This is a genomic window from Streptomyces hyaluromycini (assembly GCF_002217755.1).
GTDB classification, from domain to species: domain Bacteria; phylum Actinomycetota; class Actinomycetes; order Streptomycetales; family Streptomycetaceae; genus Streptomyces; species Streptomyces hyaluromycini.
Window position 1 is genome coordinate 121143 of the sequence record NZ_BCFL01000018.1, and the last position, 24107, is coordinate 145249.

Here is a 24107-nt window from a genome sequence, read left to right on the forward strand (position 1 = left end):
GGTCTTCTCATGGCCGCTCCCCGTGCCGTCCGCCGCCTCCTGCTCGTCACCGGCTTTCTGGTGCTTGTGCAGGCGGGGGTCGGCTTGGTCATCAATCTCTACGGCCTCTTTCCGTTTCACCGTCAGAGCTCGCAGGCGGGGGCCCCTCGCATCAGGGCCTACGAGAGTTTCGCCTGGGCGGTCGGGCACGGCACCCCCGCCCTCGCCGTGCACACCGCGCTCGGCCTCACGCTCGTCCTGCTGTCGATCGTCGCGGCGACGCGCGCCGTGCTGCTCCGTCAGCGCGCGGTCGCGTTCTGGACCGTGCTCGGGGCGCTCCTGGTCATCGGAGCCGCTGCATTCGGCGGGAGCTTTCTCGCCAACGGCAAGACCCTCTACTCACTGCTGATGGCCCTGTTCGCGCTGAGCTCCGAGGTGTGCTTCCACCTCGCCGTCGACCTTCTGCCTTCTGGGCGGCACAGAGCTGTGGCGTCGAACCCGTGAGCGCCCGCCCCCGGGCCGTCCTCGGGCCGTGGAAGGGCGCTCGGTGGTGACCGACGTCGACAACCGCCGACGGCTCAGCAGCAAGTCAGAGCGGTGATCGATGAGGCGGCCGCAGGTCACGGCCGCCGTACGTCAGTTGTGGCTGTGCAGGATCTCGTTCAGGCCGCCCCAGACCGCGTTGTTCGGGCGGGCCTCGACGGCGCCGGTGACCGAGTTGCGGCGGAAGAGGATGTTGGAGGCGCCGTTCAGCTCGCGGGCCTTGACGATCTGGCCGTCGGGCATGGTGACGCGGGTGCCCGCGGTGACGTACAGGCCGGCCTCGACCACGCACTCGTCGCCGAGGGCGATGCCGACGCCCGCCTCGGCACCGATCAGGCACCGCTCGCCGATGGAGATGATCACGTTGCCGCCGCCGGAGAGCGTGCCCATGGTGGAGGCGCCGCCGCCGATGTCCGAGCCGTCGCCGACCACGACACCGGCCGAGATACGGCCCTCGACCATCGAGGTGCCGAGCGTGCCGGCGTTGAAGTTGACGAAGCCCTCGTGCATGACGGTGGTGCCCTCGGAGAGGTGCGCGCCGAGGCGGACCCGGTCGGCGTCGGCGATGCGCACGCCCTTCGGGGCGACGTAGTCCGTCATCCGCGGGAACTTGTCGACGGAGGTCACCTGGAGGTGCAGGCCCTCGGCGCGGGCGTTCAGCCGCACCTTCTCGATGTCGTCGACGGCGACCGGGCCGAGGGAGGTCCAGGCGACGTTGGCGAGCAGGCCGAAGATGCCGTCCAGGCTCTGGCCGTGCGGCTTCACCAGGCGGTGCGAGAGCAGGTGCAGGCGCAGGTAGGCGTCGTGGGTGTCGAGCGGCTTGTCGTCGAGGGAGGAGATGACCGTACGGACCGCGACGACCTCGACACCGCGGCGGGCGTCCGGGCCGAGCGCCTTCGCGGCGCCCTCGCCGAGCAGTTCCACGGCCTGCTCCGCGGACAGCCGCTCGGTGCCGGACGGGCCGGGCTCGGCGAGGAGTTCGGGGGCGGGGAACCAGGTGTCGAGAACGGTGCCGTCGGCGGCGATCGTGGCGAGGCCGGCGGCGGCGGCACCGGTGGGACGAGGAGCAGTCGTGTCGGTCATGAGGGCAACCTAACCGGCCGGGGGCCGGGGAGGCGAACCAGCGTGCGGGGCGTCTCGAGAGGCGGACCGTGAAGATCCGCCGGGCGGCCCGCACTCCCCTGCGGTGCGGGCCGCCCGGGATCCGGGGGGTCAGGGTCGCTCGCCGGCCTTGTCCACCACCGCGGTCGTGACCCGTTCGTTTGCGTCGGCGACCTTGCCGTCCACGACCGTGCACCAGCCCACGACGTGGTAGGTCCGCGGGTCGATCAGCGTCTGTTCGGCCATCCTGGCCTTGCCGTCGGCCTTGCGCGGGTGCAGGTCGATGCCGACGCCGGCGACGTCGTGGGTCAGGGCGACGACCTTGCGGCCGGTGACCGTGTCGACCAGGTGGCCGGTGATCCTCTGGTCGGGCAGGAGCGCCAGGGCACGGTACAGAGAGGCCAGCCCCGCGGGCGGCACGAGGTCGGCCTGGAGGAGGGCGCTGATCTCGGCGTAGTCGTTCCACGCCTTGGCTCCGGGGCCCACTTCGGTGTCCTCGACGGCGTTCCTCTCACGGAGCGCCCGCAGCGTCCCCTCGCCGTCGGCCGGCAGTGCGGCCATGAATCGGTACACCTCACGCGGCGAGTCGTAGTCGGTCGGCCCCAGGCTGCTGGCACGTCCCCGGCTGATCGTGATTCCGGGATCGCCGACCGCCGGGTGCTTGGCCCGCTGTTCGCCGTCGTAACGGTTCCAGTCCTCGGACGAGGGTTCCACGTCATCTGGATCCCTCGCCATGGTCGTGTAGATCCACTGCTTCCCGGTGGGCTCGGTGCCCGCCGGCTGCTTGTCCAGCACGTCGGCAGCCCGTTCCAGGAAGTCGTGCGCACTCATCCCCTTCAGGTCGATGTCCGGCGTCGCGGGCTGCACCCTGCGTCCCTTGCTGGTCCCGCCCGCCAGCAGGGCGGCGGTGAGGGCGACGGCGGTCACCGCGGCCACGACCGCGACGATCACGAAATCCCGCCGCTGCCACCGGGCCCGGCGCCGCTCCCCGGTCCGTACCGCGTCGGTCAGCAGGGCGCGCCCCGCCGCCAGCCGTGCCCGGTCCGGCACCGGCGCGTCGGCGCGCAGCGCGCGCACCTCGGTCATCTCGTCCATCGCTATACCACCTCCGCGGTGTCGCCCATGAATGCCGGATCGGCGCCCAGCGCCGTACGCACCTTGCGCCGAGCCCGGTTGAGCCGGGAGCGGACCGTGCCGACCGGGATGTCCAGTGCCTCGGCGACCTCCTGGTAGGTGAGGTCGGCCCAGGCGACGAGCAGCAGGACGTGCCGGTCGCCCGCCGTCAGTGCGGCGAGGGCGCCGGCGAGCGGGCCCTGGGCGTCGATCCGGCTGTCGGTGTCCTCGACCCAGGACTCGCTCCAGGAAGCGGCCACCGGGTCGTGCCCGGTGCGGGCCAGCGCCTTGAGCGCCCGCACCTCGGCCCGGCGCTGCTTGCCGATCAGGTTGCCCGCGATGCCGTACAGCCAGGGGCGCGCGTTGGGGCGTGCGAGGTCGTAGCGGGAGCGGATCCGGAAGGCGAGGAGGAAGGTGTCCGCGGTGATGTCGTCGGCGGCGGTGTCGCCGAGTCTGCGGGCCGCGTAGCGGTGGATGTCGGGCGCGTAGCGGTCGTAGAGCCGGGCGAAGAGCTCTGGTTGCTCCAGTGACTGGGCGACGGTCTCCGCGTCGTCCCCCGCCTGTGCCGTGGCCGGCGGCGGTCCGCTCACGAGGGCTCCCCTTGGTTCGTCGGTGCGTGCCTGTCACCCCCTGTTCCCCGATGTCCGCCGGAGGGTTCACGGTGATCCGGCCGGCTCGGCGGGAGGGGAGCGACGGGCGCGCTCCGCTCAGGGAATCACGCGCCCCAGGACCTCCCGCGCGTACCCCTCGTCGTACGGCGTTCCCGTCAGCAGCACCTGGAGGCAGATCCCGTCCATCAGCGCGACCAGCGCCCGCGCCGTGACCGGGTCGGTGCGGTGGACGAGCCGTTCGGCGAGGTCGTCGGCCCACTCGGCGGCGACGGGGCGCAGGGCCGGGCGGCGCAGGGCGGCGAGGTAGAGCTCGTACTCAAGTTCCACGGCGGTACGGTCACCGCTCAGCCAGTCGCCGAGGATCCCGGCGAGGGCGGTGGCGAGGTCCGCCGAGGAGTCGTCCAGGTCTCCGTATGCGGCGACCGCCTTGGCGAAGCCCTCGTTCGCCTGCCGCAGCGCGGCGACCATCAGCTCGTCGAGGGTCTTGAAGTGGTACGTCGTCGAGCCGAGCGGCACGTCCGCCTCGGCGGCGACCGAGCGGTGGCTCAGCCCGGCCAGGCCTTTCTCGCCCACCACCCGGATCGCCGCGTCGATGATCCGCTGCCGGCGCTCGGGGTCGTAGCGGCGGGGCATCAGTGCGCGCCTCCCAGGTTCAGGACCACCACGCCGCCGACGATCAGCAGGATCCCGGCCACCTTGACCGGGGTCAGTGCCTCCCCGAACAGCAGCAGGCCCAGCACGGCGATGGCGGCGGTGCCGGCCCCGGACCAGATCGCGTACGCCGTGCCGATCGACACGGTCTTCAGCGTCTCGGCCAGCAGCAGGAACGAGACGACGTATCCCAGTGTCGTCAGCAGCGACGGCCAGAGTCTGCTGAAGCCGTCCGCGTACTTCATCGCCGTCGTGGCGGCGACCTCGGCGGCTATGGCGCCGGCGAGCGTCAGATATCCCATGTGTACGAGTGTACGCAACGATGTGTACGGCTGTACATAACCTCGGGCGGCGAGCCGCCAACGGAGGACACCGAGAACGGCGTTCGGCCCCCCGTGCGCCACACGAAGATGTTTAATTCTCATAGAAACCGCTAGCTGAAACGGCTCCCTGGAGCCCCGCGACTCCACTAGTGTGTGCACCTCTGTGATCCACCACTGCTTCACAGTTCACCCACCTCACCTTCACACCCCCGGCCGCCGCTGCCTTGGCGCCGCTGGAGGAAACGCGCATGCCAGAAATCACCCCCCAACCCCCGCCGCATCCCTCCTGGGAGAACGGCTGGGCCCCCGACACCTCCCGGGCTCCCGGAACCCGAAGACTCTGGCTGGCGGGCACGCTGGCCGTCGCCACCGTCGTCGCCTGCGTCACCGCGATAGCCGTCAGCCACAAGACTCCTGACAAGGTGTCATCGGCTCCCCCTGCGTCCGCGAGCACCGACAGCGGCCCCGGTCTGCTCTCCTTCGCCTCGCCGTCGGCGTCGGACACGGCCGCTCCGCCCAAGGGCACGTCGGAGATGTCGGCGACCTCGCCGACCGCGTCCGTGTCCGTGTCCGTGTCCGTGTCCGCCACGGCGACGGCCACCGCGTCCGGCGCCGGCCCGAAGAGCTCGCCGTCCGGCGCGAAGCCGTCCAAGTCCTCGCCCTCCAAGGGCAGTTCGGGCGGCTCGGCACAACAGCCCAGCACCACACAGAAGTCGGTCCGCTCGGTCAACTACCCGGACCGCTACTGGCATGTGAGCGGCGGCTTCGTGAAGCTGGACGCGCCGGCCGGCTCGGAGTCCCGCGAGGACTCCACGTTCACCGTGGTCAAGGGCCTGGCGAACAGCTCCTGCTACTCGTTCCGGACGTCCGACGGGAAGTACCTGAGGCACCGCAACTTCCTGCTGCGCGCCGACAGCAACGACGGCTCGTCCCTGTTCAAGCAGGACGCCACCTTCTGCGCCCGGACCTCGTCCTACTCGGGCGCGGTCATGCTGGAGTCGGTGAACTACCCCGGCCGTTTCCTGCGCCACCAGAACTTCCAGCTGAAGCTGGTCTCCTACCAGAACAGCGACCTGTACCGCGCGGACTCCGCGTTCCGGTTCGTGGACCCGCTGGCCTGAGCACACGCGCGTGAAAGCGGCGGCACCCGGAAGGTGCCGCCGCTTTCACGTAACCGGTCTCAGACGTTGAACCCGAGCGCCCGCAGCTGCTCACGGCCGTCGTCCGTGATCTTGTCGGGGCCCCACGGGGGCATCCAGACCCAGTTGATGCGCAGCTCGTTGACGATGCCGTCCGTGGCGGACTTGGCCTGGTCCTCGATCACATCGGTCAGCGGGCAGGCCGCCGACGTCAGGGTCATGTCGATCGTCGCGATGTTCGCGTCGTCGATGTGGATGCCGTAGATCAGACCGAGGTTGACGACGTCGATGCCCAGCTCGGGGTCGACGACGTCGTACAGCGCCTCGCGGAGTTCTTCCTCCGAGGCCGGCTTCATCTCAGCGGTCTCGCTCATGCCGTCTTCCTTTCGACGTCGGCGCCACCCAGTGCCTGGGCCGTCGCGTCCTTCCACGCCATCCAGCTCAGGAGGGCGCACTTGACCCGGGCCGGGTACTTGGAGACACCGGCGAACGCGACCGCGTCCTCCAGGACCTCCTCCATCGCGTCGTCGGGCTCCAGCCGGCCCTTGGACTGCATCAGCTCCAGGAAGGTCTCCTGGATCTTCTGCGCGTCGGCCAGGTCCTTGCCGACGAGGAGATCGTTCAGCACGGAGGCCGAAGCCTGGCTGATGGAGCAGCCCTGGCCCTCGTACGAGACGTCCTCGATCGTCGTTCCGTCGTACTTCACTCGGAGGGTGATCTCGTCGCCGCACGTCGGGTTCACATGGTGCACCTCGGCGTCGCCATCCCTCAGACCACGCCCGTGCGGGTGCTTGTAGTGGTCCAGGATGACTTCCTGGTACATCGAGTCCAGCTTCACGGTTTCAGCTCACGCCCTTCAGCCGAAGAAGTTCCGTACGTGCTCCAGGCCCTCGACCAGTGCGTCGATCTCGGCCGGCGTGGAGTACAGATAGAACGACGCTCGCGTGGTCGCAGGAATTCCGTAGCGGAGGCAGACGGGCCGCGCGCAGTGATGACCGACACGTACCGCGATGCCCTGCTCGTCGAGGACCTGGCCCACGTCGTGCGGGTGGATGTCCCCGAGGGTGAAGGAGATCGCGGCGCCCCGGTCCTCGGCCGTGGTGGGGCCGATGATCCTCAGGTCCGGGACCTGCTGGAGGCGCTGGACCGCGTACTCGGTCAGCGCGTGCTCATGGGCGAGGATCCTGTCCATGCCGATGGCGTTCAGGTAGTCGATCGCCGCACCGAGGCCGACCGCCTGGGCGATCGGCGGGGTGCCCGCCTCGAACTTGTGCGGGGCCGGGGCGTACGTCGACGAGTGCATCGACACGGTCTCGATCATCTCGCCGCCGCCGAGGAACGGCGGCAGGTCCTCCAGGAGCTCCTGGCGGCCCCAGAGGACGCCGATGCCGGTCGGGCCGCACATCTTGTGGCCGGTGAAGGCCACGAAGTCGGCCTGGAGGGCCTGCACGTCCAGCGGCATGTGGGGGGCGGCCTGGGAGGCGTCGATGCAGACGAGGGCGCCGACCTCCTGGGCGCGGCGCACTATCGCCTCGACCGGGTTGACCGTGCCCAGGATGTTCGACACCAGCACGAAGGAGACGATCTTCGTCTTCTCGGTGATGATCTCGTCGATGTTGGACAGGTCGAGGCGGCCGTCGTCGGTGAGGCCGAACCACTTCAGCTTCGCACCGGTGCGCTGCGCGAGCAGCTGCCACGGCACGATGTTGGAGTGGTGCTCCATCTCCGTGATGACGATCTCGGTCTCGTGGTCCACCCGGTAGGGCTCGTCGGCCCAGCCGAGCATGTTCGCCACGAGGTTCAGCGACTCGGAGGCGTTCTTGGTGAAGATCACCTCGTCGCGGCTGGGCGCGTTGATGAATTCCGCGACCTTGTCGCGCGCGCCCTCGTACATCGCCGTGGCCTCCTCGGCGAGCACATGCACACCGCGGTGGACGTTGGCGTTGTGGCGCTCGTAGTACTCGCTGAGGACGTCCAGTACCTGGCGCGGCTTCTGGCTGGTCGCCGCGTTGTCCAGGTACACGAGCTTCTTGCCGTCGTGGACCAGACGGTCCAGGACGGGGAAGTCCTTGCGGATCGCCTCGGTGTCGAGGAGGCCCGGCAACTGTGTCACGCGGATACGCCACCCTTCGTGTAAGCCTCGTAGCCCTCGTCCTCCAGCTTGTCGGCGAGCTCGGCGCCGCCGGACTCGACGATCCGGCCGGCGGAGAAGACGTGGACGAAGTCGGGCTTGATGTAGCGCAGGATGCGCGTGTAGTGCGTGATCAGCAGGGTGCCGACCTCGCCGGTCTCGCGGACGCGGTTGACGCCCTCGGAGACGATGCGAAGGGCGTCGACGTCGAGGCCGGAGTCGGTCTCGTCGAGGATCGCGATCTTCGGCTTGAGCAGTTCGAGCTGGAGGATCTCGTGGCGCTTCTTCTCGCCGCCGGAGAAGCCCTCGTTGACGTTGCGCTCGGCGAAGGAGGGGTCCATGGACAGGCGCTCCATGGTCTCCTTGACCTCCTTCACCCAGGTGCGCAGCTTGGGGGCCTCGCCGCGGATGGCGGTGGCGGAGGTGCGCAGGAAGTTGGAGACCGAGACGCCGGGGACCTCGACCGGGTACTGCATCGCCAGGAACAGGCCCGCGCGGGCGCGCTCGTCGACGGACATCTCCAGGACGTCCTCGCCGTCGAGGGTGACGGTGCCGCCGGTGATCGTGTACTTCGGGTGACCCGCGAGCGAGTAGGCGAGGGTGGACTTGCCGGAGCCGTTGGGGCCCATGATGGCGTGCGTCTCGCCCTGCTTCACGGTGAGGTCGACGCCCTTGAGGATCTCCTTCGTGGCGTTGTCGGCCTCGACGGTGACGTGCAGGTCTCGGATTTCAAGCGTTGCCATGGGTGCCTCAGGACTCCTGGGTGAGGGAGACGAGCACGTCGTCCCCTTCGATCTTTACGGGGTAAACGGGGACGGGGCGCGTGGCCGGGAGGCCGGACGGCTTGCCGGTGCGCAGGTCGAAGCTGGAGCCGTGCAGCCAGCACTCGATCTGGCAGTCCTCCACCTCGCCCTCGGAGAGCGAGACGTTGGCGTGGGAGCAGATGTCGTAGATGGCGAACACCTCTCCCTCGGTGCGGACGACCGAGACCGGCGTGCCGTCGAGTTCCACCCGCTTCGGGGTGTCCTCCTCCAGCTCGCTCAGCCCGCAGGCGCGTACGAACGCAGTGGACGTCATGCGACCGAGGCCTCCAGCTCCTCCTCGATCTTGGCGAGCAGGCGCTCCTCGATGTCGGCGACACCGATCTGCTGGACCAGCTCGGCGAAGAAGCCGCGGACGACGAGGCGGCGGGCCTCGTGCTGCGGGATGCCGCGGGCCATCAGGTAGAAGAGCTGCTCGTCGTCGAAGCGGCCGGTGGCGGAGGCGTGGCCGGCGCCGACGATCTCGCCGGTCTCGATCTCCAGGTTCGGCACCGAGTCGACGCGCGCGCCGTCCGTGAGGACCAGGTTGCGGTTCATCTCGTAGGTGTCGGTGCCCTCGGCCTTGGCCTCGATGAGGACGTCGCCGATCCACACCGCGTGCGCGTCCTCGCCCTGGAGCGCGCCCTTGTAGGCGACGTTGGACTTGCAGTGCGGGGTGTTGTGGTCGACCAGCAGGCGGTGCTCCTGGTGCTGCCCGGCGTCGGTGAAGTACAGGCCGTACAGCTCGGCCTCGCCGCCGGTGCCGGCGTAGGAGACGCGCGGGTGCAGTCGTACGACGTCGCCGCCGAAGGTGACGACCACGGACTTGAAGCTGGCGTCGCGGCCGACCAGGGCGTTGTGCTGGGCCACGTGGACGGCCTTGTCGTCCCAGTCCTGGACGGAGACGACAGTCAGCTTGGCGCCGTCGCCCAGGACGTACTCGACGTTGGCGGCGGTGACCACGTCACCGGTGTGGTCGATGACGACGACGGCCTCGGCGAAGGCGCCCAGCTCGATGACCTGGTGGCCGAAGGCGACCCCGCCCTGGCCGTGCACGCTGATCCGGATCGGCTCGGTGAGCACCGTCTCCTTGGGGACGGTGACCACGCCGGCCTGCTCGAAGGCGGAGTAGGCCTGGGCGGCGACCCGGTCCACCGGGGTGCCGGCCCGGCCGAGCCGGGCGTCGTCGCGGCCGACCAGCTCGACGGTGACGCCCTCGGGGGCCTCCACCGCGACCTTCAGGCTGTCGCCGGTGGCGACCGCCGTGCCGTCGTGCAGCCCGCGCAGGCGCTCCAGCGGGGTGAACCGCCACTCCTCCTCGCGGCCGTGCGGGACCGGGAAGTCCGCGACGTCGAAGGAGGGGGGCGCGCTCATGCGCGTGGCGACGGTCGACTCGGCGGCCACCGCGATGGCGCCTGCGGTGGTGGAGCCCACCGGGGTGTTCTGAGCCTCAGCCATGGCTGTCGGTCTGCTCGCTTTCTTACGTGAGTGGCTTGACGGTGACGGCGGTCGCTTAGCCGACCGCGCCTTCCATCTGGAGCTCGATCAGCCGGTTGAGTTCGAGGGCGTACTCCATGGGCAGCTCCTTCGCGATCGGCTCGACGAAGCCGCGCACGATCATCGCCATCGCCTCGAACTCGGTCATGCCGCGGCTCATCAGGTAGAAGAGCTGGTCGTCGCTGACCTTGGAGACGGTCGCCTCGTGGCCCATGGACACGTCGTCCTCGCGGACGTCCACGTAGGGGTACGTGTCGGAACGGGAGATCGTGTCGACGAGCAGCGCGTCGCACAGCACGTTCGACTTGGAGCCGTGGGCGCCCTCACCGATCTCGACCAGACCGCGGTACGAGGTGCGGCCACCGCCACGCGCCACGGACTTCGACACGATGTTGGACGACGTGTTCGGCGCCATGTGGACCATCTTGGAGCCGGCGTCCTGGTGCTGGCCCTCGCCCGCGAAGGCGATGGAGAGGGTCTCGCCCTTGGCGTGCTCGCCCATCAGGTAGACGGCCGGGTACTTCATCGTCACCTTGGAGCCGATGTTGCCGTCGATCCACTCCATGGTGGCGCCCTCGTAGGCGACGGCGCGCTTGGTGACCAGGTTGTAGACGTTGTTCGACCAGTTCTGGATGGTCGTGTAGCGGCAGCGGGCGTTCTTCTTGACGATGATCTCGACGACCGCGGAGTGCAGCGAGTCCGACTTGTAGATCGGGGCCGTACAGCCCTCGACGTAGTGCACGTAGGCACCCTCGTCGACGATGATCAGGGTCCGCTCGAACTGGCCCATGTTCTCCGTGTTGATACGGAAGTAGGCCTGGAGCGGGATCTCGACCTGCACGCCCTTCGGCACGTAGATGAAGGAACCGCCGGACCACACCGCGCTGTTCAGCGACGCGAACTTGTTGTCACCGACCGGGATGACGGTGCCGAAGTACTCCTTGAAGAGGTCCGGGTGCTCCTTCAGCGCGGTGTCGGTGTCGAGGAAGATGACGCCCTGCTCCTCCAGGTCCTCGCGGATCTGGTGGTAGACGACCTCCGACTCGTACTGGGCGGCGACACCGGCGACCAGGCGCTGCTTCTCGGCCTCCGGGATGCCCAGCTTGTCGTAGGTGTTCTTGATGTCCTCGGGCAGGTCCTCCCAGGACTCCGCCTGCTTCTCCGTGGAGCGCACGAAGTACTTGATGTTGTCGAAGTCGATGCCGGAGAGGTCCGAGCCCCAGTTCGGCATGGGCTTCTTCTCGAAGAGGCGCAGGCCCTTGAGACGGAGCTTGGTCATCCACTCCGGCTCGGACTTCTTCGCGGAGATGTCCCGGACGACGTCCTCGTTGATGCCACGCTTGGCGGAGGCGCCGGCCGTGTCGGAGTCGGCCCAGCCGTATTCGTACTTGCCCAGGCCTTCGAGCTCAGGGTGGGCAGTCTCCGTGGGGAGAGTCATGCGGGGTTCCTCCCGGCCGTGCTAGCAGATGCGTCAGTGGAAATCTTGGGGATGAACGTCGTGCAGACGCCGTCGCCGTGCGCGATGGTCGCCAGTCGCTGGACGTGCGTTCCGAGCAGCTCGGCGAAGATCTCCGTCTCCGCCTCGCACAGCTGGGGGAACTGCTCCGCGACATGGGCGACCGGGCAGTGGTGCTGGCACAGCTGCTCGCCGACCGGTGCGGTGCGCGCCGTTGCAGCGTACCCGTCCAGGCTCAGGGCCTTGGCCAGCGCTTCGGTGCGCTCGTCGGGGCTCACGCTCTCGATCGCCTTGCGGTAGGCACTCGCCTGGGCCGTGATCCGGGCCCGCGCGAAGGCGGCGACCGCCTCCTGGCCGCCTCCCTGCTCGGCGATCCAGCGCAGCGCGTCGGCGGCGAGCTTGTCGTAGGACTGGTCGAAGGCGTCCCGGCCGCAGTCGGTGAGGACGAAGACCTTGGCGGGCCGGCCGCGCGTCCGCGCGCCGTACACCCGCTGCTCGCGCGCCTCCACGACGTCGTCGGCGACCAGGGCGTCCAGATGCCGGCGTACGGCCGCGGGGGTCAGGCCCAGGCGTCCGGCCAGCTCGGTGACGGTCGACGGGCCGTGGTCCAGGATCGACCGCGCGACCCGGTTGCGCGTCGAGCGCTCACCGGTCGCTAGCTCCTCCTGCCGGGTCCCCGTGGGGGTCTCCCGAGCCTCGCCGACGTTTTTCACAACGCCATTGTTGCGTAATTCCTCAGGACCAGGCAAGCGGCGTCCGGGCGACGGGACGGTGCCCTGCATCACTTAGGCATACCTAACCTGCCACCCGCCCTGACCTGCGGAAACGATCTTTGATCGATCATCCCTCGGCCCATTGGGTGGCGTTCCGCGGCCCCCTCCGGAACACTCCGGAACCATGCCCACACCGCCCCCCACCGGCCCTCTTGTCACCCGGGACGCCCTCGCGGACGAGCTCCGCCTGCTGGGTGTCAAGACCGGCGAGACCCTCCTCGCACACACCTCGCTCAGCTCCCTCGGCTGGGTGAACGGCGGAGCCGTGGCCGTCGTCCAGGCCCTCCTGGACGCCCTCGGTCCGGACGGCACCCTGGTGGTCCCCACCCAGACCGGCGACCTCTCGGACCCCGCGGTCTGGCAGAACCCGCCGGTGCCCGAGGAATGGTGGGAGACGATCCGGGCCACCATGCCGCCCTACGACCCCCGGACCACCCCCACCCGCGGGGTCGGCGTGATCCCGGAGACCGTGCGGACCTGGCCCGGTGCCCTGCGCAGCGCCCACCCGCAGACCTCCTTCGCGGCCGTCGGCCCCCGCGCGGCGGAGATCCTCGACGGCCACGACCCCGACTGCCGGCTCGGCGAGCGCAGCCCGCTGGCCCGGCTGGAGAAGCTGCACGCGCGCGTGCTCATGCTCGGCACCGGCTACGCCACCTGCACCAGCTTCCATCTCGCCGAGTACCGGATCCCCTCCCCCCGCGTCCGGGTCGGCCGCCCGGCTCCCGGCGGCGGCTGGGAGGAGGTCACCGAGGTGGCGATCACCTCCGACCGCTTCGACGAACTGGGCTACGACTTCGAACGCGACCGCCCGGTGGTGGTCCGCGGCCCGGTCGGCGCGGCCGAGGCCCGGCTCTTCCCGGTGGCGGAAGCCGTGGCCTACGCCGAGCGGTGGCTGGCCGTACACCGACCCCGTGAGGAGGAGATCTAGCACCCGGCCGTCCGGGTGACGGCAGCCGAACCTAGACTCTGTCACCATGCGAAGTGAGCCGGTGGTCCAGGTGCGGGACCTGGTGAAGCGGTACGGCACCAAGACCGCTGTGAACGGCCTCGATCTGACCGCCGAGGCGGGCGTGACCGCCGTACTCGGCCCCAACGGGGCGGGCAAGACGACCACGATCGAGACCTGTGAGGGGTACCGCAGGCCGGATTCCGGCGCGGTGCGCGTCCTGGGCCTCGATCCGGTACGGCAGTCCGCCGAGCTGCGCCCCAGAGTCGGCGTGATGCTCCAGTCCGGGGGCGTCTACTCGGGCGCCCGAGCCGACGAGATGCTGCGGCACGTGGCGAAGCTGCACGCGCATCCGCTGGACGTGGACGCGCTGATGGAGCGGCTGGGCCTCGGCAGCTGCGGCCGGACGTCGTACCGCCGCCTCTCCGGCGGCCAGCAGCAGCGCCTCGCGCTCGCCATGGCCGTGGTCGGACGCCCGGAACTGGTCTTCCTCGACGAGCCGACGGCAGGCCTCGACCCCCAGGCCCGCCGGGCCACCTGGGACCTCGTCCGGGACCTGCGCACCGACGGCGTCTCGGTCATCCTCACCACGCACTACATGGAGGAGGCCGAGCAGCTCGCCGACGACGTCGCCATCATCGACGCCGGCCGGGTGATCGCCAAGGGCTCCCCCGAGGAGCTGTGCAAGGGCGGCGCCGAGAACACCCTGCGGTTCACCGGCCGCCCCGGCCTCGACGTCGGCTCGCTCCTCAAGGCGCTGCCGGCCGACTCCACGGCCGCCGAGCTGACCCCGGGCTCCTACCGGGTCATCGGCAAGGTCAACCCGCAGCTGCTGGCGACGGTCACCTCGTGGTGCGCCCAGCACGGCGTGATGCCCGACCGCATCTCGGTGGAACGGCACACGCTGGAGGACGTCTTTCTGGAGCTCACAGGCAAGGAGCTGCGCTCATGATTCCGGCCCGCACATGGATCGGCTGGGGGTCCGGGGGTTATCCCCCGGGAAGGCACAGCCTGGAACTCACAGGCAAGGAGCTGCGCTCATGATTCCGGCCCGCACATGGATCGGCTGGGGGTCCGGGGGTTATCCCCCGGGAGGGCACAGCCTGGAACTCACAGGCAAGGAGCTGCGCTCATGACCACCGCGACCGACACCGGCACCGGCACCTTCACCCCCCGGCCGGGTGCCGCCCCGCTCCCCCGCATGATCGCGGCGCAGGCGGCCCTGGAGACCAGGATGCTGCTCCGCAACGGCGAGCAGCTGCTGCTGACGGTGGTGATCCCGACGCTCATCCTCGTGCTCTTCAGCTCGGTGGACGTCGTCGACACGGGATCCGGCAAGTCGGTCGACTTCCTGGCCCCCGGCGTCCTGGCCCTCGCCGTCATGTCGACGGCCTTCACCGGCCAGGCCATCGCGACCGGCTTCGAACGCCGCTACGGAGTCCTCAAGCGCCTCGCCTCCTCCCCGCTCCCCCGCTGGGCCCTGATGACGGCCAAGACCGCGTCGGTCCTGGTCACGGAGGTCCTCCAGGTGATCCTCCTGACGGTGATCGCCCTCGCCCTCGGCTGGTCCCCGCACGGCAACCCCCTCGCGGTCCTGCTCCTCCTGGTCCTCGGCACGGCCGCCTTCTCCGGCCTCGGCCTCCTGATGGCGGGCACCCTCAAGGCGGAGGCGACTCTGGCCGCCGCCAACCTGGTGTTCCTGCTGCTGCTCGTGGGCGGCGGGGTCATCGTCCCGCTGGACAAGTTCGGCGGGGCCCAGTCCGTTCTCGGCCTGCTCCCGATTTCCGCACTGTCGGACGGCCTGCGGGACGTGCTGCAGCACGGGGCGGGGATGCCTTGGGGAGACCTGGGGATTCTGGCGGTGTGGGCTGTGGTGGGGCTGGGGGCGGCCGGGAAGTTCTTCCGCTGGGAGTAAAGCGGGAACGCAGCGCCGAATCGACTTTCGTCTCCGAATACCCCCGCGGCGGGCCCACTGGTGACACCCTTGGGGTCTCATTTCGGCAAGGGCTACGGAAGGGGAAGAGCCCCCCGTGCAAGAACCTCTGGACCCGTCCGCAAGAGAACATCTGCAGCCGCTGCTGCACGATGTGGTTCTCTGCGTGACCGCACCGGCCTTCACTGCCTCGCCGCGGAACGGGCAGCTGACGGGCACCGGCGTCGACGGCTTCTACGACCACGACCGGCGGTTGCTGCACACACTGCGCCTCCTCGTCGACGGCCGGGAACCTGAGCCCATGGGTGTGCAGCCGCTGGGTCCGGACCGGGTGAAGTTCACCGCCGTTCACCGGTACACGCAGGACGGCACCGACGATCCGTCGGTGATCGTCGAACGAACGCGGACGGCCGGCGGAGAAGAGTCCCTGACGATTCGCAACACCGGTACGCTGCCGCGCCGGCTGCATGTGTCGCTGACGACCGCCACGGACCTCGTGAGCGTCGCAGACGTCAAACGCGGGCACCGTGGCCCGGCCGTACCGTGCACGGCCGGCCCGATGTCGCTGTCCTGGGTGTCCCGCGGAGAACACGCCCAGGTCACCGTGGCGTCCGCACCCGCGCCCGAGGTGTCCGCCGGGCTTGAGGAGGGCACGCTCACCTGGGGTGCGGTGGCCCTGCCCGGGAACTCGTCCTGGACGGCCCGGCTCACCGTGACCGGTGGCGCGGAAACAGCGCCGTCGGACCAACCGGTGGCCCCGCGTACTCCTGCTCCCTGGGCCGAGCCGACCGTGCGCGGCGACGCGCGCCTGGTCGAACTCGTCCGCAGCGGGCTCCAGGACCTGGACGCCCTGCGGCTCGCCGACCCGCTGCGCACCGAACCCGACGGTCCCGAGGATCAGTTCATCGCCGCGGGCTGTCCCTGGTACCTGACACTGTTCGGCCGAGACTCGATCTGGTCGGCGCGCATGATGCTGCCCCTGGGCACGGATCTGGCCCGCGGCACCCTGTGGGCCCTCGCGCGCCGTCAGGGCACGGCCCACGACCTGTTCCGCGAGGAAGCCCCCGGCCGCATTCTCCACGAACTGCGCCCGGCCGACACCGAACACGGCCACGGCCTGCGTCTTCCCTCCCGCTACTACGGCTCCGTCGATGCCACTCCCCTGTTCGTCACTCTGCTCGTCGAGGCCTGGCACTGGGGTCTCCCCGACGCCGACGTCGACGCGCTGCTTCCCTTCGCGGAGCGCGCGATGGACTGGGTCGTACGGAGCTGTCTCCAGGACGAGGACCGCCTCCTGCGCTATCACTCCCGCTCCGGGGGACTGCGCCACCAGTCCTGGAAGGACAGCGCTGACGCGGTCCGTGACGCCGAAGGACGGCATGTGGGACCGCCCCTGGCCGTGTGCGAGGTCCAGGGGTACGCGTACGAGGCCGCAGTCGGTCTGGCCGGGCTGCTGGAGCACCGGGGCCGTCACGACCACGCCGACGAGCTGCGCTACTGGGCCGGTGCCCTGCGCAAGCGCTTCGCCGAGCTGTTCTGGATCCCGGCCGCCTCGGGGCCCGCTCTCCGCTATCCGGCTGTTGCGGTGGGACAGAAGGGCGAGCCCGTGACCGGTGCCGCCTCGAACATGGGGCACCTCCTGTCGACGGGAATCATCGACCCCGCCGCATGCGCAGACGTCGCCGCCTGGCTGGCCGCGCCCGGCCTGAGTTCGGGCTGGGGACTGCGCAGCCGGTCGGCGGACATGCCGGGCTTCAATCCGTTCAGCTATCACGGCGGCGCTGTGTGGACACACGACACCGCCATCGCCGTACACGGTCTGTGCTCCACCGGACATCGCCGCGAAGCGCTGGTGCTCGCCGAGGGGCTGCTCGACGCGTCGGCGCACTTCGACCACCGGATGCCGGAGCTCTACGGGGGTGAGACGCGGGAGCGGTTCTCCCCGCCTCCGCTCCCCTACCCGGCCACCTGCCGGCCGCAGGGCTGGTCGGCGGCTTCGGGAATGGCGCTGCTCACGGCTCTGCTCGGGCTGCGGCCCGATGCCTCCCGACGTGTGCTCACCGTCGCCCCCGCCCACCCGGCGCCGCTTCTGGTGGAGGGGCTGGTGCTGGCCGGACACACCCTGGACGTGGAGATCACCGCCGCCGGAGAGGGCAAATGCTCCGTGCTCCCTGACGGCTGGCGGGTGGAGAACGGCTGAGTCCGGCTGTCGTACCCGTGTCGTGCCCGGCTACGCCCGCATGGCGAGGAGGCGTTCGTACTCGTCGAGCATCGGGTCCACATGGACGTGCCCCAGATCGAAGTGCGCCCGCACATGGGCGCGCCCCGCGGCCCCGGCCCGCCGAGCCAGTGACGGGTCGGCGAGCAGCCGCCACACCTCGTCCGCGAACCTGGCGGCCAGCGCCTCCTCGCTCTCCCCGGCGCTCGGTGTGACCAGAGTGCTGCCGCTCTCTCCCAGGCCCCCCACCGCCATGACGACCACCGGACGGGCGGCGCACATCGCCTCCAGCGGAGCGAGACCCATGGGCTCCGCGAAACGCGACGGGTACACCACGACCGCGGCTTCCTCGTACAGCTTGCGCATGTCGTCGACGCCGGCTTCCCTGAACTCCACGTCCCGGCCCGGTCCTTCCTCCAGACCGCACTCGCGGATCAGCCGGCGCAGCCGTGCCCGGAAGCCCTCGGCCTCGTGCCGGAAGTCCACGGTGGTGGAGGGATTGGTCAGCACCAGCCGGGGCCGGACCGCGGAGCCGTGCCGCGAGAGGCTCCGGCCACGGACGATGATGTCGTGCACCATGCGAATGGCCAGCTCGGCTCCCTTCTTGGGAACGAGCCGGGCGGGCAGGAGCACAATGGGCCGGGAGCCGGTCTCCTCCAGTTCGGGAATGTCCATGAAGGCGCTGGTGTCGACGCCCAGGTAGGTACGGCTGACGGGCTGCGCGAGCACGTCGGCGCATTCGCCGGCCAGGAAGTCCGACACCGCGTGGTGGGTGTCCCACACAGCGCACTCCCTCGCCATCCGTTCGTCCTCGGGATGACGTCTGAGATTGTGGTAGGTGTGCGGCAGCGCGAGCCCCAGTTCGTCTTTGAGCAGCCGCAGGGCGCGGGCGGGAACCGCGGAGAACTGGTGCAGGTTGTGCCCGTGCACCAGACGGATACGGTCGCCCGGCACGGCGAGTTCGGTACGGAACCAGTCACGCATCTCATGGACGGTCGCGCCGCTCTGCCGATGCGGTCGCGCCAGATCCAGCAGATGGTGCTGCCGGATGCGAATCCCGTCGCCCGGTGACCGGGCCCCCGTCGTCCCGGTGAAGACGGTGACCCGGTGGCCTCTGGCCGTCAGAGCTCTCGCATACGACCACAGATGGGTCTCCACTCCCCCCACGCAGGGCGGGAACGCCCAGTGCAGGAGCCCGATGTGGATCCCCTCCCGCGCCACGGTTTCCTGCCCTCGGGTTGTCTGCTGCCGAACCACCGCACCTCCGGGTGTTGGGACCTCATCGCCGTCCCGGCGCGCTCCGCACCGGGCCGCTTCGCTCATCTCTGTTCGCGCCGACGGCCAACGGGGACAATGGACAGTACTGCGGGCGGTTTCGGGGGGCGCCATGGCACTTGGCTACACCAGCAGGTCAGTTGTCACGCATCGACGGCTCAAGATCGCCATGACCTATGCCACGGGTGCCGGGGCGGCCTTTCTGTCCGTGATCGCACAGGCCACTCATGGCACAGCCCTCCTGTCTCTCGCCGCGAGCGCCGGCGTGTTGGGCGGGGTGTCCGCGATATCGGGCTACAGCGTCCATCGTCCCAGAACCGGGCGTCGCACATCCCATCTCAACGCCCCGGTCCGGTCGGAGCCGTTCGTGGGAAGGGACGAGGAACTCCGGCTCGTTTCAGACAAATTGAGGCTCCAGGAGGACAGACCCAACGAGTTACGGATCTGTGTGATCCACGGCATGGGTGGTGTCGGCAAGACAGAGCTGGCCGCTCACTTCGCCAAGAAGCGGTGGGACGAGACCCGAGCGCTCGTCTGGTGGCTCAAGGCGTCGGCCTACGGGCTCCTCACCAGCCAGCTGCTGGAGCTGGCCGACTTCCTGGACGTCCCCGGGCACGAGTCGAAGAGCGTGGTCCTCAACCGGCTGTGGAGCCGGCTGAGAGAGGAGCCGGACTGGCTGCTGGTGTACGACGACGTCCAGGACAGAAGCCTGGGGCCGCTGCGCAACGAGCGGGAGGACATGCGTCCCTTTCTCCTGCCCACGGACGTTCCGGGCGCGGTGGTGATCACCACTCAGGTGATCAACGTCCTTGACCAGTACGACATAACAGCGGAGCGGATCGGGCTTCGCCAGCTCGGGCCGGAAGACGGACTGGCGCTCCTGCAGGCGCGGATCAACGTCCGGGACGACGGCCCCGGCGATGCCGACGACACCCGGGTGCTCGACGAACTGGGCAGCGCCCTCGGCTGGCTTCCGCTCTCCCTCGTCCAGGCCGGCAGCTACATCGACACGGAAGGTGTGCCCGCGAAGGACTACCTGCGCAAGCTGCGGGAACACCCGAGCATCGGCGCCGACGCGGATGCCACGATCGGCCTCGCCATCGCACGGGTCGTCGATGCGGAGCCCAGGGCCGAGGACCTCCTGCGCCTGTGTGCGTTCCTGGCTCCCGAGGGCATACCACGGCGGCTCCTGCGCGATCCGCAGTTCCGGCCGCTGGTTCCGCCCTCGCTGCGGAACCTGCTGGCGGAGGAGCACGGTTTCGCCAAGGTGACACGGCTGCTGCGTGATCGCTGGCTGCTCAGCGTCGGCAAGAGCGGCCAGGGCGCCGCGGAGCACTACAGCATGCACCTCCAGATCCAGCGGTCCGTGAAGGAGGGCATGGACGCGACGGCGCGTGTGATGTGGGCGCAGACGATCGTGCGGGTCGTGGAAGCCGCCTTCGCCCAGGCGTCCGGTGCACCGTCCGAGCAGGCCGACGGCGAGATCGGCAGGGAGAGTCTGATGCCGCATGTCCAGGCCATCCGGCGGGCCGTGGAGGAGGACGGCGCATGGGCCACCGACCCGCACGGGGACAGGCCGGCCCGCGAGGCGCTGGCACGTCTGATGCACCAGGCAGGGGACTACCAGGAACACCGCGGGGTGTACCAGCGGGATGTCCTCTCCTACTACGCGCACGAGGCCTCGATACGCGTGCACGGGATCGGCGGTGACCGTGAACGCATCCAGTCCCTGCTGGACGTGGCACGCCAGAAGTACCGGCTGGCCGATCTCGAGGCCGCGGAGGAGGAGTGCGGCTCGGTGGACGGGGAATGCGGCGCCGCGCTGTCGGGGGTCATGCCCGAGGAGGAGCGATCGGGACTGCTGCGGCTGCGCGCCGAGTGCCTGTTGCTCCAGGCGGACGTCCTGCGTGAGCGGGTCAAGTTCACCGAGGCCGAGGAGGCCGTGACCGAGGCGGTGGGACTGTTCGGGGAAGGGGGCCCTGAGTGGCTGGGGCTCGACCGGGCACGCATCGAGATGAGGCTCGGGCAGATCCACCGCAACGCCGGGCACCTTTCGCAGGCACTCGACCACTACGGCAGAGCCGAGACCCTGATACCGCCGCATGACGGCGAAGAACCGTCCGAGTACACGCTCTTCCGTGCCGAACTCGTCTTCTGCAGGGGGATCCTGGAGCAGGACCGGGGGAACCTGCAGGCGGCGGAGGAACATCTCCGTCTGGCACTCTCACGTTTTCCGCCCAACCCGGCGAGCGACAACTTCGAGACCGCCCAGATCGAGAAGTTCCTGGCCGACGTGGTGCGGCGACGCAGCGAAGCCACCCGCGCGCTGGCCAGAGGACGCCGCTCGCCGCTCGTGCGCCTGCGGCTGCGGCGCAGTGCCATCCGGCAACTGCGGGAGGCGGACCAGCTGCTGTCGCAAGCCGTGGACCAGCACAGGAAGCGCCGGGAGGCGGAGAACCACAAGTACGCGGCCTGTCTCAACAAGCGCGGATCACTCCGTCTGGCCCAGGGCCGGACGAAAGAGGCGGAGAAGGACCTCCTCAAGGCGGAGGCCATCTACGTCAGTGCCTACAAAGCGGACCACCCCTACCGGGCCAAGACTCTCGCGCGGCTGGCCGAGGTTCTGCTGGTGGCGGGTCCCCCAGGCCGCAAGGTCAGGCTGGCGACCGGCGACGAGTGCGATGCCGGAGAGGTCCTGGTCATGGCCGAGCGCATCTTCGTGACCCAGCTGGGCCCTCACCATCCGGTTCTCGTGGCGGTGTACGAGCGCCTGGCCCGCTGTGCCCACGACGAGGAAACCGCAGCCGGCCTGCGTCGGCGCGCCGCTCACATCCGGGAGGTGACACGGAGCGCCGACGGGTGACCGACGGCCGCGCGCACGCCGAACCCCGACCGCAGAGGTGTTCGTCTTGAAGAAGCAAACGACAGCGACGAGCGGGCGCCCGCGGAAGCGGAACCCGTGGATGGGCCGGTACGCCGTAGCGGCCTGCCCGGTCACGGCCCCGGTGATCGTTGCCGACCGCTTGGGCACGCCCGCGCTGTGGGCCGTCCTCTCGGTGGCTGTCCTCCTCGCCGTCACTTCCGGTTTCTCCATGCGACATCCGTCCGGACCCGGCGGGAGCCCCACGGCGAGGGAGCGGGCCGCCCTCCCCGGACCACCCCACAACCTGCCCGTTCTCAGCACGTACTTCACCGGCCGCGCCGCCGAGACCCAGCGCATCGTGGGCGTGCTGCGCGGCCCGGACCGCGGACGCCGACGGGACGAGCGGCCCGTGCCCCGTGTCTGTGTGCTGTACGGGGCAACCGGCGCAGGCAAGTCCGAACTCGCCGTGGCCTACGCCCGCGACCAGTTGGACCGGCACTCGGTGACGTGGTGGCTCAACGCCTCCGGGCCCGACGCGCTGCGCACGGAGTTGCTGGAGTTCGCCCAGTACGTGGGCATCCACGACCAGGAGAGCAAGAACGTCGTCCTCATGAACCTGTGGCGCTGGCTGCGCGACCAGCGCAACTGGCTGCTCGTGTACGACGGATGGCCCGCCTACGAGGACGAGCTGCGCCGCCTGCTGCCGTCGGAGGGCGACGGCGAGGTGCTGATCACCACTCAGCAGCACCAGGGGTGGGACGGCCTGCGCGCGAGCCACGTCGAACTCCGGGTCTTCCAGGGGAACGAGGGCATCGAGTTCCTGCGGCGGCGCTTCGGCATCGAGCCGAAAGAGGACTCGGAGCAGGACCTGGAGGCCTTCACCCGGCTCGGCCGTCGGCTCGGCTGGCTGCCGCTGGCCCTCGAACAGGCAGCGGCCTACATCGTCCAGGCGGAGACGACCGTGGTCGAGTACCTGCGCGACCTGCCCGGCGGAGCCTCGGTCGAGGACACCGTCCGGCTCGCCGTCTCCCGCATCTCGGAGACCTCTCCCGCCGCGGTGGATCTGCTGCGGCTGTGCACGTTCCTCGCCTCGGAGGACGTGCAGAAGACCATGCTGATGCAGTACCGGTCGGTCCTCCCGGTCCGGCTGCGGACGGTGATGGCCGACCCGGTCACCTTCAACCGCGCGGTTCTGCTGCTGGTGGACCACTCCCTGCTGACACGCAGCGGGGACTGGCGCGACGGATCCGCCGCCTACGGCATGCACCCACGCGTCCAGACCCTGATCCATGACGGGCTGAGTCTGGCCGAACGCCTGGAGTGGTCCCAGGCGGCTGTGCGGCTCGTGGAGGCCTGCTTCCCCACGACTCCGGACCTGCTGGCGTCCAGGCCGGTGTGCGAACGGCTGATGCCGCACGTCGAGGCCGTCATCGACAAGCTCGCCTGGGGCGACGACGCCGACGGCGGGCTCGGTGCGTCCCAGGACCCCGAGGCGCTGGCCCGGCTGCTGCACCGCGTCGGCGCCTATCAGGAGCACCGCTGCGACTGGGTGCGTGCCCTGGACTTCTTCGAACGGGAGGCCGAGCTGCGCGAGATCGGCAACGACGGCGACCTCCTCGGCCGGGCGACGGCGCGGTACGCCGTGGCCCGTCAGCACTTTCTGCTGGCCAGTCTGGACGACGCCGAGCGGGAGTGCCGCCTCGCTCTCCGGCTCTGCGACGGCCACGAGGAGGAGGCGTTTCTCCGGTTACGGGCCAGCTGCCAGCGGCAGCTGGGAGGCATCATGCGCGAGCGCAACCGCTTCTCGGAGGCACTGTCGGCGGTCCAGACCGCGGTCGAGATCTACGAGGGTCAGGCGTGGCGGGAGGAGAGCCTCGACTGGGCCGTCGCCGAACAGGAGATCGGCCTGATCCACCGAAACGCGGGGCACCTCACCCAGGCCGCCGGCCACTACGAGCGGGCAGAGCGGCGCATACCCAGCCGAGGCATCCAGGAGCCCCCCGACTACACGGTGTTCCGCGCCATGCTCCAGCGCGATCTCGGCATCGTCGCCCAGGACAGGGGACAACTGGAGCACGCGGAGGAGAGGCTGACCGAGGCCCTGACGGTGTTTGGCGCCCATCGGGGACCGGAGGACTTCGAGACGGCCCAGATCGCCAAGTTCCTGTCGGACGTGCTCCGTCGGCGCAGCGAGAGCCACAAGGAGCAGGCACGCCGCAGCCTTCGCCTCCTGCACCGCCGCGACCTGAGCCGCCGGGCCCGCGCCGAGCTGGACCGGGCCGAGCGGCTCCTCGGCCCGGTGGTGGAGCTGCACCGCAAACGCAGCGAGACGGAGGAGCACAGGTACGCGGCGTGCCTCAACAAGCTGGGCTCCTTACGGCTCGCGCAGGGCCGGACGGCCGAGGCGAGGCGGACGCTGGAACAGGCCGAGGCGATCTACCTGCGGCTCTACGGCGAGCGGCACTACTACCGCGCCAAGTCCCTGACCCGGCTCGGTCCCGTGCTGCGCGCCCAGGGCGACGGCGGCGCCGCGGAGCGTGTGCTCCGGGAAGCGAACGGGATCTTCCGGGCGGCCCTCGGTGACGACCACCCCGCGCTGATGGCGGTGTGCGAGCACCTGTCCGACTGCGCCTCGGACCGCGGTGACCACGAGGAGGCCGGCCGGCTCCGGCGCGAGGCGGCCCGCATCCGCCGGTCGCTGTGACACCGGGATCCCGATCCCCGACCCTCGTGAACGCATGCACAAGCAGCCCCC

Annotated in this window: 22 protein-coding genes; 8 read left to right on the forward strand and 14 right to left on the reverse strand. The window is 70.0% G+C overall.

What is annotated here, in order from left to right; translation table 11 throughout:
- Positions 1–9 precede the first annotated feature (9 nt).
- Entirely contained in the window at positions 10–483 is a 474-nt protein-coding gene (locus SSP29_RS13695) for a hypothetical protein (protein WP_089100895.1), read from the forward strand.
- A 132-nt stretch (positions 484–615) separates the two neighbouring features.
- Here the strand turns inward: SSP29_RS13695 and dapD are convergent, their stop codons facing one another.
- The 5 genes from dapD to SSP29_RS13720 form a co-directional block, all read right to left on the reverse strand.
- Positions 616–1605 carry a 2,3,4,5-tetrahydropyridine-2,6-dicarboxylate N-succinyltransferase gene (gene dapD / locus SSP29_RS13700; RefSeq protein ID WP_089100896.1) on the reverse strand — a complete coding sequence of 330 codons (990 nt, stop codon included), beginning with the start codon at positions 1603–1605 and terminating at the stop codon, positions 616–618.
- A gap of 129 nt (positions 1606–1734) precedes the next feature.
- Complete coding sequence (locus SSP29_RS13705; RefSeq protein ID WP_089100897.1) at positions 1735–2718, reverse strand: CU044_5270 family protein; 984 nt, start codon at positions 2716–2718, stop codon at positions 1735–1737.
- Positions 2719–2720: 2 nt separating this feature from the next.
- Positions 2721–3326, reverse strand: a complete 606-nt coding sequence (locus tag SSP29_RS13710; RefSeq protein ID WP_089100898.1) for an RNA polymerase sigma factor — start codon at positions 3324–3326, stop codon at positions 2721–2723.
- A 117-nt stretch (positions 3327–3443) separates the two neighbouring features.
- Positions 3444–3980: a TetR/AcrR family transcriptional regulator gene (locus SSP29_RS13715; RefSeq protein ID WP_089100899.1), complete on the reverse strand. Its 537-nt coding sequence runs from the start codon at positions 3978–3980 to the stop codon at positions 3444–3446.
- Positions 3980–4300 carry a DMT family transporter gene (locus tag SSP29_RS13720; RefSeq protein WP_089100900.1) on the reverse strand — a complete coding sequence of 107 codons (321 nt, stop codon included), beginning with the start codon at positions 4298–4300 and terminating at the stop codon, positions 3980–3982. The genes SSP29_RS13715 and SSP29_RS13720 overlap by 1 nt, the downstream gene beginning before the upstream one ends.
- Positions 4301–4569: 269 nt before the next feature.
- On the opposite strand from SSP29_RS13720, the gene SSP29_RS13725 reads away from it, so the two are divergent.
- The gene (locus SSP29_RS13725; protein WP_089100901.1) at positions 4570–5442 is read left to right on the forward strand and encodes an AbfB domain-containing protein; all 873 of its coding nucleotides are present in this window, start codon (positions 4570–4572) and stop codon (positions 5440–5442) included.
- A gap of 59 nt (positions 5443–5501) precedes the next feature.
- On the opposite strand, the gene SSP29_RS13730 is transcribed toward SSP29_RS13725, so the two are convergent.
- From SSP29_RS13730 to SSP29_RS13765, 8 genes are read right to left on the reverse strand one after another with little or no spacing between them, the layout of a single operon-like run.
- On the reverse strand, positions 5502–5834 hold the full coding sequence (locus SSP29_RS13730; RefSeq protein ID WP_046733484.1) for a metal-sulfur cluster assembly factor: 333 nt from the start codon (positions 5832–5834) through the stop codon (positions 5502–5504).
- On the reverse strand, positions 5831–6298 hold the full coding sequence (gene sufU / locus SSP29_RS13735) for a Fe-S cluster assembly sulfur transfer protein SufU (protein ID WP_089100902.1): 468 nt from the start codon (positions 6296–6298) through the stop codon (positions 5831–5833). The genes SSP29_RS13730 and sufU overlap by 4 nt, the downstream gene beginning before the upstream one ends.
- Before the next feature lie 18 nt (positions 6299–6316).
- Positions 6317–7573: a cysteine desulfurase gene (locus tag SSP29_RS13740; RefSeq protein WP_089100903.1), complete on the reverse strand. Its 1257-nt coding sequence runs from the start codon at positions 7571–7573 to the stop codon at positions 6317–6319.
- Positions 7570–8334, reverse strand: a complete 765-nt coding sequence (gene sufC, locus SSP29_RS13745; RefSeq protein WP_089100904.1) for a Fe-S cluster assembly ATPase SufC — start codon at positions 8332–8334, stop codon at positions 7570–7572. Before sufC ends, SSP29_RS13740 begins: the two co-directional genes overlap by 4 nt.
- Positions 8335–8341: 7 nt before the next feature.
- Positions 8342–8668, reverse strand: coding sequence for a non-heme iron oxygenase ferredoxin subunit (locus SSP29_RS13750; RefSeq protein ID WP_089100905.1), 327 nt, complete (start codon positions 8666–8668; stop codon positions 8342–8344).
- Complete coding sequence (sufD, locus tag SSP29_RS13755) at positions 8665–9849, reverse strand: Fe-S cluster assembly protein SufD (protein WP_089100906.1); 1185 nt, start codon at positions 9847–9849, stop codon at positions 8665–8667. The genes SSP29_RS13750 and sufD overlap by 4 nt, the downstream gene beginning before the upstream one ends.
- Positions 9850–9904: 55 nt before the next feature.
- Positions 9905–11326, reverse strand: a complete 1422-nt coding sequence (sufB, locus tag SSP29_RS13760) for a Fe-S cluster assembly protein SufB (RefSeq protein WP_089100907.1) — start codon at positions 11324–11326, stop codon at positions 9905–9907.
- Positions 11323–12057, reverse strand: coding sequence for a helix-turn-helix transcriptional regulator (locus tag SSP29_RS13765; RefSeq protein ID WP_089100908.1), 735 nt, complete (start codon positions 12055–12057; stop codon positions 11323–11325). Before SSP29_RS13765 ends, sufB begins: the two co-directional genes overlap by 4 nt.
- 184 nt (positions 12058–12241) lie before the next feature.
- On the opposite strand from SSP29_RS13765, the gene SSP29_RS13770 reads away from it, so the two are divergent.
- The 4 genes from SSP29_RS13770 to SSP29_RS13785 all read left to right on the forward strand — a co-directional run bounded on the left by SSP29_RS13770 (position 12242) and on the right by SSP29_RS13785 (position 17196).
- Positions 12242–13045: an AAC(3) family N-acetyltransferase gene (locus tag SSP29_RS13770; RefSeq protein ID WP_089100909.1), complete on the forward strand. Its 804-nt coding sequence runs from the start codon at positions 12242–12244 to the stop codon at positions 13043–13045.
- A gap of 46 nt (positions 13046–13091) precedes the next feature.
- Positions 13092–14015, forward strand: coding sequence for an ABC transporter ATP-binding protein (locus SSP29_RS13775; protein WP_089100910.1), 924 nt, complete (start codon positions 13092–13094; stop codon positions 14013–14015).
- Positions 14016–14195: 180 nt separating this feature from the next.
- A complete protein-coding gene (locus SSP29_RS13780) occupies positions 14196–14978 on the forward strand; it encodes an ABC transporter permease (RefSeq protein WP_089100911.1) in 783 nt (260 codons plus the stop codon).
- 184 nt (positions 14979–15162) lie between these two features.
- Entirely contained in the window at positions 15163–17196 is a 2034-nt protein-coding gene (locus SSP29_RS13785) for a glycogen debranching N-terminal domain-containing protein (RefSeq protein WP_145968890.1), read from the forward strand.
- Between the two features lie 30 nt (positions 17197–17226).
- Here the strand turns inward: SSP29_RS13785 and SSP29_RS52500 are convergent, their stop codons facing one another.
- The gene (locus tag SSP29_RS52500) at positions 17227–18435 is read right to left on the reverse strand and encodes a glycosyltransferase family 4 protein (protein WP_167449915.1); all 1209 of its coding nucleotides are present in this window, start codon (positions 18433–18435) and stop codon (positions 17227–17229) included.
- Between the two features lie 223 nt (positions 18436–18658).
- On the opposite strand from SSP29_RS52500, the gene SSP29_RS13800 reads away from it, so the two are divergent.
- Together SSP29_RS13800 and SSP29_RS13805 are read left to right on the forward strand one after the other, a co-directional pair.
- Positions 18659–21352, forward strand: a complete 2694-nt coding sequence (locus SSP29_RS13800; protein WP_275539761.1) for an NB-ARC domain-containing protein — start codon at positions 18659–18661, stop codon at positions 21350–21352.
- Between the two features lie 46 nt (positions 21353–21398).
- A complete protein-coding gene (locus SSP29_RS13805) occupies positions 21399–24056 on the forward strand; it encodes a tetratricopeptide repeat protein (RefSeq protein ID WP_218036905.1) in 2658 nt (885 codons plus the stop codon).
- Positions 24057–24107: the final 51 nt, after the last annotated feature.

Excerpts from the sequence above, each read along its gene's own strand:
- SSP29_RS13695 (WP_089100895.1), top strand. The coding sequence starts at position 10 with ATGGCCGCTCCCCGTGCCGTCCGCCGCCTCCTGCTCGTCACCGGCTTT.
- dapD (WP_089100896.1), bottom strand. The coding sequence starts at position 1,605 with ATGACCGACACGACTGCTCCTCGTCCCACCGGTGCCGCCGCCGCCGGC.
- SSP29_RS13705 (WP_089100897.1), bottom strand. The coding sequence starts at position 2,718 with ATGGACGAGATGACCGAGGTGCGCGCGCTGCGCGCCGACGCGCCGGTG.
- SSP29_RS13715 (WP_089100899.1), bottom strand. The coding sequence starts at position 3,980 with ATGCCCCGCCGCTACGACCCCGAGCGCCGGCAGCGGATCATCGACGCG.
- SSP29_RS13720 (WP_089100900.1), bottom strand. The coding sequence starts at position 4,300 with ATGGGATATCTGACGCTCGCCGGCGCCATAGCCGCCGAGGTCGCCGCC.
- SSP29_RS13725 (WP_089100901.1), top strand. The coding sequence starts at position 4,570 with ATGCCAGAAATCACCCCCCAACCCCCGCCGCATCCCTCCTGGGAGAAC.
- SSP29_RS13730 (WP_046733484.1), bottom strand. The coding sequence starts at position 5,834 with ATGAGCGAGACCGCTGAGATGAAGCCGGCCTCGGAGGAAGAACTCCGC.
- sufC (WP_089100904.1), bottom strand. The coding sequence starts at position 8,334 with ATGGCAACGCTTGAAATCCGAGACCTGCACGTCACCGTCGAGGCCGAC.
- SSP29_RS13750 (WP_089100905.1), bottom strand. The coding sequence starts at position 8,668 with ATGACGTCCACTGCGTTCGTACGCGCCTGCGGGCTGAGCGAGCTGGAG.
- sufD (WP_089100906.1), bottom strand. The coding sequence starts at position 9,849 with ATGGCTGAGGCTCAGAACACCCCGGTGGGCTCCACCACCGCAGGCGCC.
- sufB (WP_089100907.1), bottom strand. The coding sequence starts at position 11,326 with ATGACTCTCCCCACGGAGACTGCCCACCCTGAGCTCGAAGGCCTGGGC.
- SSP29_RS13770 (WP_089100909.1), top strand. The coding sequence starts at position 12,242 with ATGCCCACACCGCCCCCCACCGGCCCTCTTGTCACCCGGGACGCCCTC.
- SSP29_RS13775 (WP_089100910.1), top strand. The coding sequence starts at position 13,092 with ATGCGAAGTGAGCCGGTGGTCCAGGTGCGGGACCTGGTGAAGCGGTAC.
- SSP29_RS13780 (WP_089100911.1), top strand. The coding sequence starts at position 14,196 with ATGACCACCGCGACCGACACCGGCACCGGCACCTTCACCCCCCGGCCG.
- SSP29_RS13800 (WP_275539761.1), top strand. The coding sequence starts at position 18,659 with ATGACCTATGCCACGGGTGCCGGGGCGGCCTTTCTGTCCGTGATCGCA.